General features: G+C 75.3%; 10 protein-coding genes. 6 read left to right on the top strand and 4 right to left on the bottom strand.

Annotated elements, in window-relative coordinates:
- Window positions 1-1,136: serine/threonine-protein kinase (locus tag E1291_RS44795; protein WP_278045301.1), on the bottom strand; the 1,136-nt coding region annotated here is incomplete at its 3' end.
- Between the two features lie 155 nt (window positions 1,137-1,291).
- Between E1291_RS44795 and E1291_RS35190 the strand changes: the two genes are divergently transcribed.
- From E1291_RS35190 to E1291_RS35180, 3 genes are read left to right on the top strand one after another with little or no spacing between them, the layout of a single operon-like run.
- Window positions 1,292-2,332: a DUF6777 domain-containing protein gene (locus E1291_RS35190; protein ID WP_131742389.1), complete on the top strand. Its 1,041-nt coding sequence runs from the start codon at window positions 1,292-1,294 to the stop codon at window positions 2,330-2,332.
- Window positions 2,333-2,381: 49 nt separating this feature from the next.
- Entirely contained in the window at window positions 2,382-2,861 is a 480-nt protein-coding gene (locus tag E1291_RS35185) for an ArsR/SmtB family transcription factor (RefSeq protein WP_131742388.1), read from the top strand.
- Complete coding sequence (locus E1291_RS35180; RefSeq protein WP_131742387.1) at window positions 2,858-3,934, top strand: cation diffusion facilitator family transporter; 1,077 nt, start codon at window positions 2,858-2,860, stop codon at window positions 3,932-3,934. The genes E1291_RS35185 and E1291_RS35180 overlap by 4 nt, the downstream gene beginning before the upstream one ends.
- A 37-nt stretch (window positions 3,935-3,971) precedes the next feature.
- On the opposite strand, the gene E1291_RS35175 is transcribed toward E1291_RS35180, so the two are convergent.
- A complete protein-coding gene (locus E1291_RS35175; RefSeq protein ID WP_131742386.1) occupies window positions 3,972-4,910 on the bottom strand; it encodes an amidohydrolase family protein in 939 nt (312 codons plus the stop codon).
- A 115-nt stretch (window positions 4,911-5,025) separates the two neighbouring features.
- Here E1291_RS35175 and E1291_RS35170 point away from each other — a divergent pair, with 115 nt between their 5' ends.
- Window positions 5,026-6,012 carry a diacylglycerol/lipid kinase family protein gene (locus E1291_RS35170; RefSeq protein WP_131742385.1) on the top strand — a complete coding sequence of 329 codons (987 nt, stop codon included), beginning with the start codon at window positions 5,026-5,028 and terminating at the stop codon, window positions 6,010-6,012.
- A 158-nt stretch (window positions 6,013-6,170) separates the two neighbouring features.
- The gene (locus E1291_RS35165) at window positions 6,171-6,755 is read left to right on the top strand and encodes a PadR family transcriptional regulator (protein ID WP_131742384.1); all 585 of its coding nucleotides are present in this window, start codon (window positions 6,171-6,173) and stop codon (window positions 6,753-6,755) included.
- Here E1291_RS35165 and E1291_RS35160 read toward each other — a convergent pair.
- On the bottom strand, window positions 6,706-7,587 hold the full coding sequence (locus E1291_RS35160; protein ID WP_131742383.1) for an aldo/keto reductase: 882 nt from the start codon (window positions 7,585-7,587) through the stop codon (window positions 6,706-6,708). The genes E1291_RS35165 and E1291_RS35160 overlap by 50 nt on opposite strands.
- Window positions 7,588-7,717: 130 nt before the next feature.
- Between E1291_RS35160 and E1291_RS35155 the strand changes: the two genes are divergently transcribed.
- The gene (locus E1291_RS35155) at window positions 7,718-8,383 is read left to right on the top strand and encodes a helix-turn-helix domain-containing protein (RefSeq protein WP_131742382.1); all 666 of its coding nucleotides are present in this window, start codon (window positions 7,718-7,720) and stop codon (window positions 8,381-8,383) included.
- 38 nt (window positions 8,384-8,421) lie between these two features.
- On the opposite strand, the gene E1291_RS42610 is transcribed toward E1291_RS35155, so the two are convergent.
- Window positions 8,422-8,829: DUF7737 domain-containing protein (locus tag E1291_RS42610; RefSeq protein ID WP_442316399.1), on the bottom strand; the 408-nt coding region annotated here is incomplete at its 5' end.

The following is an 8,829-nucleotide window of genomic DNA, read 5'->3' as shown; positions in this document are numbered from 1 at the left end:
ACCGGATACGGGACGGGGGCCGCCTCGCCCGGCGCCCCCTGCGGCACGGGAGCCACCGGGGACGCGGGACCGCCGTACGCGGGACCGCCGTACGCGTGCGCGGGGCCGGGCACAGGGCTCGCACCGGGCGCGGGGACGGGACCGGGGGCGGGAGCCGGGACCGTCGCGGGGTCGGGGCCGGGTGCCGGGGCCGGTGACGTGGCGGGCCCTGTCGGCGGGGGGACGGCGCGCCGCACGGTCGTGTTGGCCGGGGCGACGGTGTAGGGCGTGGTGAAGCGCGCGTCGGGCGCCGGTCCGAAGGGGGTCCGCGGCGGGACGTCGCGGTCGCCGAGCAGCCTCAGCAGGACGGCCTCGGACGTCGGGCGGGCCCGCGGGTCGCGGGCCAGGCAGTCCGCGGCGACCTCGGCGATGGGGCCGGGCAGGGCGCCGAGGTCGGGCGTCTCGTGCATGATCCGGTACATCACGGCGGGCAGCGGGCCGCCCGCGAACGGGTCGGTGCCGGTGGCGGCGAACAGCAGGGTGCCCGCCCAGGCGAACAGGTCGGTGGCCGGCACGACCCGCCCGGCGAACTGCTCGGGCGCCATGTAGGCGGGGGTGCCGACGACCTGGCTGGTCAGCGTGGCGTCGCCGTCGAACGCGCGGGCGATGCCGAAGTCGATCACGCGCGGCCCGTCCGGGCCCATGAGCACGTTCTGCGGCTTGAAGTCGCGGTGCACGATCCCGGCGCGGTGGATCGCAGTGAGCGCGGTCACCGAGCTGATCGCGAGGCGGTCCAGGTCGGCGCCGGCCCGCGGGCCCTCCTCCAGGACGAGGTCGCGCAGCGAGCGGCCCGCCACGTACTCGCTGATGATGTAGGGCCTGTCGCCCGCCACGTCGGCGGCGAGCATCTGCGCGGTGCAGAACCCCGCGACCCGCTGGAGCAGGGCCAGCTCGCGGACGAACCGCGCCCGCGCCGCGGCGTTGCCCACCAGCTGGGTGTGCAGGAGCTTGACGGCCACCAGGGGCGGCAGGACGCCCGGCTCGAGCGGGCGGCCGAGATAGACGACGCCCTGGCCGCCGGTGCCGATGCGGCCGAGCAGCTCGCAGCCGCCCAGCCGCGTCGGGTCGGTCGCGTCCAGGGGAAGCGGGCCCGCCATTCGTCCCCCCGTCGGGTCCCGAATCCGGCCGCGCGGGCCGGCTCCGGAGATTGCAGTAATTCACCGGGCACAAAACCGGCTCGGCCTGCATCAAAGAGTACAGGTTCGGCTAGCCCGGAGCGGGAGACGAAGGCATGGTTGAGAATCATTCGCGAATGGCCCGGCGCAGGATCCCCGCGCGGCCGGCGGCGCTGTCGCTGGCGGTGCTGTGCGCGGCGGCGGGGGTGCTGACGGGCTGCGGTGACGCGGGGGCGACGATCACCCGGCTCACCGTGGGCACCCCGGGCCCCGACCCGTACCGGCTCGTCTCGAACACCGACGAGCTGAAGGTGGCGGGCCGTCCCCGGAAGGGCGGGACGCGCGAAGGCGACTCGCCGGGCCTCTACGGGGGAACGCGCCGGGCGTCCAGCTGCGACCAGCGCAAGCTGGTGGAGTTCCTGCAGGCCAACCCCGCCAAGGCGCAGGCATGGGCGCGGGTGCAGGGGATCCCGGTCGGGGAGATCGCCCGGTACGTGTCGCGGTTGACGCCGGTGCTGCTGCGCGCCGACACGCTGGTCACCAACCACGGCTACCGCGACGGCCGGGCGACGAGCGAGGCCGCCGTCCTCCAGGCCGGAATGGGCGTGCTCGTCAATGGCTTCGGCGTCCCGGCGGTGAAGTGCAATTGCGGTAATCCACTGACCCGGCCGGAGAAAGAGATCTCCACCCGGGGCGCGTCCTACACTGGCCGGTCCTGGCCGGGATTCACCAAGAAGAATGTGACCAAGGTGAGCCCGCGCGCCTCCTGGAAGGGGACCATCGGCACGTTCGTGCTCGTCGACCCCGAGGGCACCATCGGGTTCGAGCGGCCCCGGGCCACCGACGGCGAGTCCGACGGGCCGCCCGAGCCGCTGCCCCCGACCGAGGCGCCGGTGACGGCGGGCTCCCCGACCCCGGACATCTCCGACAGCGGCTCGCCCGGCACCGGCGGCCCGACGGACGAGCCGGGCGACTCGTCCTCCCCGACCCCGTCCGCCGGCCCGACCGACTCCGGCGAGCCCACGGACGGGCCGACGGACGTCCCGTCCGGCGGCGAGGGAACCGGCGGCGAGTCGAGCCCGCCCACCGAGCCGGGCGGCGGGGCGGATCCGGTGGTGTCCATGCCGCCGTCCGAGACGCCGGGGACGCCGGGTCTTCCGGGTACGCCCGTGACGTAGTGGGCACGAGAGGACCACGAGGGGAACACGGTGCGGTACATTTGCTCATATGAGCAGTACTTCAGACGTGCTCCCGGCCGAGGCCACCGCCGAGATCGCCGCCGCGGCGCCCGCGACGGCGGCCCCGGCCCCGGTGACGGGCGCCGCCGCGGTGCCCGCCGGCGCCGCCGAGTCCTGTGCCGTGCGCGTGGTCGACGCGGCGAAGGTGGCGGTGGTCTCGGCGGCCCTGCCGGAAGCGGAGACGATCACCGAGCTGGCGCAGGTGTTCGGGCTGCTGTCCGACCCGGGCCGGCTGCGGGTGATCATCGCGCTGCTGGAGGGCGGCGAGATGTGCGTGTGCGACATCGCCGCGTCCTGCGGGCACTCGGAGTCGGCGGTCTCGCACGCGCTGCGCCTGCTGCGCGCCAACCGCGTCGTCCGGGTCCGCCGGGCGGGCCGGATGGCCTACTACCGGCTGGACGACTCGCACGTGCGGATGCTGCTCGACCTCGCGCTCGCCCACGTCGGCCACGGGGAGGACGCCGCATGACCGCGCCGCGGCCGGACACGCCGGGCCGGACCACGGGCCACGCGGCGGGCGCCGAGCACGCCGGGCAGGCGGGGGGCCACGGACACGGTCACGGGCACGGACACGGGCACGGGGTCTCCGCGGACGCCGACCGCAGGCTGCTCGGCGGCGCCCTGGCGCTGATCCTCTTCTACATGACCGGCGAGGTCGTCATCGGCGTGCTGGCGAGCTCGCTGGCGCTGATCTCCGACGCCGCGCACATGATGACCGACGCGTTCGCGATCGTGCTGGCGCTGGTGGCGATGCGGATCGCGGCGCGCCCGCCCAAGGGCGGCTTCACCTTCGGGATGCGCCGCGCGGAGATCCTCTCGGCGCAGCTGAACGGGCTGACGCTGATCCTGCTGGCGGTCTACTTCGTCTACGAGGGCGTCCTGCGGCTGCTCACGCCGCCCGACGTCGAGGGACAGCTCGTCTTCTGGACGTCGCTGGCCGGGATCGCGGTCAACGTGGCGGCGTCATGGCTGATCAGCCGGGCGAACCGGAGCAGCCTCAACGTCGAGGGCGCGTTCCAGCACATCCTGAACGACCTGTACGCGTTCATCTCCACCGCGATCGCCGGCCTGGTGGTGTGGACGACCGGGTTCGCCCGCGCCGACGCGGCCGCCTCGCTGGTGGTGGCGGCGCTGATGCTCAAGGCCGGGTACGGGCTGCTGCGGGACGCGGGCCGCGTGCTCATGGAGGCGGCGCCGGCGGGGCTCGACCCGTCCGAGCTCGGCGCGCGGCTGGCCGGGCGGCCCTGCGTGGAGGAGGTCCACGACCTGCACGTGTGGGAGGTCAGCTCCGGCTACCCGGCGCTGTCGGCGCACGTGCTGGTGGACGGCAAGGGCGACTGCCACGCGGTGCGGCGCGACCTGCAGGCGCTGCTGCGCGGCGCCTACGGGATCACGCACACGACCCTGGAGGTCGACCACGTCGGCGAGGACCCCGGGGAGGACGGCCGGCACGGGCACTGCGAGGACGCGCACGGCCCCCGGCACGTCGCCGGGGCCACCGTGTCCCACCGGCACGCGGAGACGGCCCCGGACGATCAGTGACCGGCGGCCCGGCGGTTCCCGGGCCGCCCGGCGGCGGTCAGGTCCCGGCGTCCAGGCCGAAGAGCGCGGCGGCGGCGTCCCAGCAGACGGCGCGCAGCCAGTCGTCACCGAGGTCCAGTCGTGCGAGGGACTCCAGCTGATGCGCGTAGGCGTAGGGGATGTTGGGGAAGTCGGTGCCGAGCAGGATCCGCCCGGCCAGGCCGAGGTCGCGCACCCGCGGCAGCAGCTCGCCGGGGAAGGCGCCCATCCCGCCGAACCGGGTGAAGACCATGGTGGTGTCCAGGTGGACGCCCTCGTACCGGCCGGCGAGGTCGAAGAACCCGCCGTACTCGGGCGCGCCGAGGTGCGCGACGATCGCGGTGAGCCGCGGATGGCGGGCGAGGACGCCGCCGAACGGGCCGGGACCGGTGAAACCGTTGGCGACCGGGCCCGACCCGGCGTGCACGAGCGCCGGGACCCCCGCCTCGGCGAGCGCACCCCACACCTCGTCCAGTTCGGGGGCGCGCGGGTCGAACCCGCCGACCTGAAGGTGCACCTTGAAGAGCCGGGTGCCGCCTTCCAGGGCGCGGCGGACGTAGGCGGCGGCGCCCGGCTCGGGGTAGAACGTCCCCGTCGGCAGGCATCCGGGGACGCGCTCGGCGAACTCGGCGGTCCACTCGTTCAAGGACTCGGCCATGCCGGGACGATGCGGATAGGCCAGCGAGCTGAACGCGCGCACGCCGAGGCGGCGCAGGATCGCGATCCGCTCGTCCTCCGGGAGCCGGTACCGGACGGGCCACCGGCCGCCGAGCAGCGGTCCCGCCTCGTCGAAGTAGGCCCACACCGCGCTCATCAGCCGCGGCGGCATGAAGTGGACGTGCACGTCGACGAGGCCGGGCAGACCGAGCGCGCGCCAGAAGGCGGGGACCTCCGCGTCCGAGCCGGGGCCGACCGCGCCGGAGGAGGCCGCGCCGGGGACGGAACCGGACGAGGTCATCGTCCGACCCTAGCCCGTCCGGGCGGACCGGTGATCACCGGCGGGCGCGCGGTCCGGGGATCATCCGGACGCGGCTGGGTAAGGTGACGCGGACGACGGAGGGCGGCCGGCACGGATGCGGAGCAAAGCGGAGCTGGAAGCGGCGATCAAGGCGGGCGGCCGCGCGGTACTGGTGGTCAACTCACGGTCGCGGCGCGGCCGCCGGCTGTACGGGCGGGCGCGGCGGCTGCTGCGCGAGGCCGGGCTGGAGTTCGCGCACGTCTTCCCGGTGACCGACCCGACGCGGCTGGGCGAGCTGTTCACCGACGTGCTGGCGCTGGAACCGGACCTGGTCGTCGTCGGCGGCGGGGACGGGACGGTCGCCGAGGCCGTCGGGCACCTGGCGCACCGCGACATCGCGCTCGGCGTGCTGCCGCTCGGCACCACCAACAACTTCGCGCGGAGCCTGGAGATGCCGCTGGACCTGTCCGGCGCCGTCGCCACGCTCGCGATGGCCGGGCCGCCCGGCGGGAAGGTCGCCGACGTGGACGTCGGCTGGTTCGCCAGCACCGGCGACGCGCAGGGCGAGGGCCCCGGCGACGACCACGAGCACATCTTCGCCAACATGGTCAGCCTCGGCCTGTCGGTGGACGTGGCCGCGCACGTCCCGCACGGGCTCAAGCGGGTCCTCGGCCGCTCGGCCTACGCCCTGACGGCGGCGCGGCTGCTGCCCCGGCACGCCGCGTTCACCGCCCGGATCACCATCGGCGGCGAGACCCACGAGGTCATGACGCACCAGCTCAACGTCGCCAACGGAGCGCACCACAGCGGGCAGCGCATCGCCCGCGACGCCAGCCCCGACGACCGGCTCCTCGCGGTGTACCGGCTCGGGGACGAGCGGCGGCTGCGGCTGGCGTCGGCGACGGCCCGGCACGTGCTGACCGGGCCGTGGCGGTCCCTGGAGGACGACGCGTTCCTCACCACGGCGCACGTGGAGATCGAGACCGACCCCCCGCTGCGGGTGGACGTGGACGGCGAGGTCCGCGGCCGGACCCCGGTCACGATCCGGCTGCGCGGCAACGCCCTGCGCGTGATCGTCCCGCCGGGCTTCGTGGACACCTGATCCCGCGCGGCGCCGTTCCCGCCCGCCTCAGTACCACCCGGGTACCACCCCGGCACCGCGCGGGTACCGCCCCGGTGCCGTCCCGGCGGGGTGGCGGGGCCCTCGCGGCACCGACGCTCTATCTTGTTCCGGACGCACGGTCAGGAACAGGGGGAAGGATGTCGACGACGCGGCTGCTGGTCCTCGGAGGGGTTCGGCGGTTCGGGCGCGCGCACGGGTACGAGGTGCGGCGCGAGCTGATGTCGTGGGGTTCGGACGAGTGGGCGCACGTGAACCCGGGCTCGATCTACCACGCGCTCAAGCAGCTCGCCAAGGAGGGCCTCCTGCACGCCCACGACGTCGAGGAGAGCGACGCGGGGCCGCCCCACACCGACTACGAGATCACCGACGCGGGCCGGGCGGAGTTCCTGCGGCTGCTGCGCTGCGCGCTGTCCACCGTGGACGTCCGGCACCCCGAGATGCTCACCGCCGGGCTCGGTTTCCTCACCGCGCTGTCCCGCGCCGAGGCCCTCGCGCTGCTGCGCAGGCGGCTGGACGAGCTGGCGTCGTGGCGTTCGAGCGTGGCCCCGCACCTGGAGGAGCAGGACCCGGCCGACCACCTGCGCGAGCTGATCGGCTGGTGGGTCCACTCCGCGGACGCCTCGACCGACTGGACGCGGGGCCTGATCGGGCGGCTGGAGGCCGGCGCCTACGTCATGGCCGGGGAGGGGCCGCCCGCAGCTCCGCCACGTCCTCGGGAGTGAGGCGCAGCGAGGCGGCGGCCATGTTCTCCTCCAGGTGGGCGAGGTTCCCGGTTCCGGGGATCGCGAGCATCACCGGCGACAGGGCCAGCAGTCCCGCCAGCAGCACCTGCGGCACGGTGGCCCCGTGCCGCGCGGCCACCGCGGCGACGCGCGCGTCGTCCGGGATCCCGAAACCGCCCAGGGGGAAGTAGGGCACGAAGGCGATGTCGTCGCGCTCGCAGGCGCGGAGCATCCCGGTGTCCTCGGGGAGCGTCACGTCGAAGCGGTTCTGCACGGCCACGACCGGCGCGATCGCGCGGGCCTCCGCGAGCTGGGCGACGCTGACATGGCTGAGGCCGAGGTGCCGGACGAGCCCCTCCTCGCGCAGCTCCGCCAGGACGGCGAACCGTTCCCCGATCGACTCGTCGCCCGGCGTCTCCAGCCCGCCCGGCCGCAGGTACACGAGGTCCAGCCGGTCCAGGCCCAGCTCCGTCAGGTTGCGCTCCACCTCGGCGCGCAGCCCGGACGCCGGAAGCTGCCCGGTCGGGTACCGGTCCCGCGGGCCCCGCCGCGGGCCGACCTTCGTGGCGATCACCAGTTCGCCGTAGGACGGGCCGAGGGCCGTCCGGATCAGCTCGTTGGCGGCCAGGCCGTGCTGGTGATAGAAGGCCGCGGTGTCGATGTGGTCGACGCCCAGCTCGACGGCCCTGCGCAGGACGCCGAGGACGGTGTCGCGGTCGTTGGCGGCGCCGTCCCGGGTCGAGGCGGGCAGGCGCATCGCGCCGAACCCCATCCGCGCCACCCGCAGGTCACCGAGGTCGAAATGTCCGTACTGCTTGGTCTCCGTGGTCATGCGCCCACTGTGCCGAGGCCGCCCGTGCTGAGCGAGCGACTGGCAGCTTGCTGCCAGCGTCCCCGGGCCCCGGTTCCGGCCCCGCCCGCGCCCTGCCCACGAGCCTCGGCGCGGTGGCAGACTGGGGGCGATGAGCGCTGACCTCGACCGCAACGTCGTCCTGCGCGGCGAGGCCGAGCTCGCCGAGCGCGCAGGGCACCTGTTCGACGCCCGCGAGGAGTTCGTCTGCGCGGCGCGCGACCTGCGGACCTGGGCGCTGCCCGGGGTCCGCGAGCAGATCATCGCCGCGCGGCGGCGGGACCGCCCCGACGTGCCCGCCTACAAGCTGCACAACCACGAGGCCCTCGCCGACGAGGAGTCCGAGCGGGCCCTGGTGGAGATCGCCAGACGGGGGCCGCGGGTGCGCATCTGCGCGACCCCGCTGCCGCACGAGACGATCGTCATCGACCGGCGCGTCGCGATCCTCGCCGGGCCGCCCGAGGCCGGGGTCCGCGAGTACACCGTCGTCCGGTCGCCGGGCGTGGTCAACGGCGTGATCTCGCTGTTCTGGGCCACCTGGGAAAGGGCCGTGGACCTCGCCGAACACCGGCGCGACCGGCCGCCCGCGCTCAGCGAGGAGAGCCGCCGCATCCTGCGGCTGCTCGGCGGCGGGCTGAAGGACGAGGCGGCGGCGCGGCGGCTGGAGATGTCCCTGCGCACCTACCGCCGCCGCGTCGCCGAGATCCTCGTGCTGCTGGACGCCGACTCCCGCTTCCAGGCGGGGCTGCGCGCCCAGGAACTGGGCCTGCTGGGCTGAGGCCCGTCAGCCGCCCGGCAGCCGCCCGGTTGCGGTCCTCAGCCGGCCGCGATCCGCCGCCGGAGCTCCGGATCGGTGATCCGCCCGTCGGCGGCGAGTAGGAACGCGGTGCTGAGGATCAGCGACAGCCGCTCGTCCTCGAACGGCAGGAACAACCCGGAGTGCCCCTGCCGCCGCACCGGCTCGACGCGCAGGGGGACGCGACCCGGCTCCATCGTCACGGCCGCCGTGCCGAGATGGATCCGGTAGGTGCGCAGGTCGCCCCGCACGACCAGGTGGCGGCCCGCGATCGCGCAGCGCGCGGCGATCCGGGTGTCCGGGAGCAGCCGCGCGAGGGCGTCCCGGCGGACCTCCGTGGCCGCGGACGGCACCGCCGCCGAGCCGTCCCCCGGGAGCGGGTCCGCGCCGGCCGCGACGCCCAGGTCCACCTCCCGCATCGCCTCGCT

Origin of the sequence: Actinomadura roseirufa (assembly GCF_900659635.1) — a bacterium.
Classification (GTDB): Bacteria; Actinomycetota; Actinomycetes; order Streptosporangiales; family Streptosporangiaceae; genus Spirillospora; species Spirillospora roseirufa.
This window is presented reverse-complemented; position numbering and strand designations above follow the sequence as displayed.

Excerpts from the sequence above, each read along its gene's own strand:
- E1291_RS35175 (WP_131742386.1), bottom strand. The coding sequence starts at position 4,910 with ATGACCTCGTCCGGTTCCGTCCCCGGCGCGGCCTCCTCCGGCGCGGTC.
- E1291_RS35170 (WP_131742385.1), top strand. The coding sequence starts at position 5,026 with ATGCGGAGCAAAGCGGAGCTGGAAGCGGCGATCAAGGCGGGCGGCCGC.
- E1291_RS35155 (WP_131742382.1), top strand. The coding sequence starts at position 7,718 with ATGAGCGCTGACCTCGACCGCAACGTCGTCCTGCGCGGCGAGGCCGAG.
- E1291_RS35185 (WP_131742388.1), top strand. The coding sequence starts at position 2,382 with ATGAGCAGTACTTCAGACGTGCTCCCGGCCGAGGCCACCGCCGAGATC.
- E1291_RS35190 (WP_131742389.1), top strand. The coding sequence starts at position 1,292 with ATGGCCCGGCGCAGGATCCCCGCGCGGCCGGCGGCGCTGTCGCTGGCG.
- E1291_RS35165 (WP_131742384.1), top strand. The coding sequence starts at position 6,171 with ATGTCGACGACGCGGCTGCTGGTCCTCGGAGGGGTTCGGCGGTTCGGG.
- E1291_RS35160 (WP_131742383.1), bottom strand. The coding sequence starts at position 7,587 with ATGACCACGGAGACCAAGCAGTACGGACATTTCGACCTCGGTGACCTG.
- E1291_RS35180 (WP_131742387.1), top strand. The coding sequence starts at position 2,858 with ATGACCGCGCCGCGGCCGGACACGCCGGGCCGGACCACGGGCCACGCG.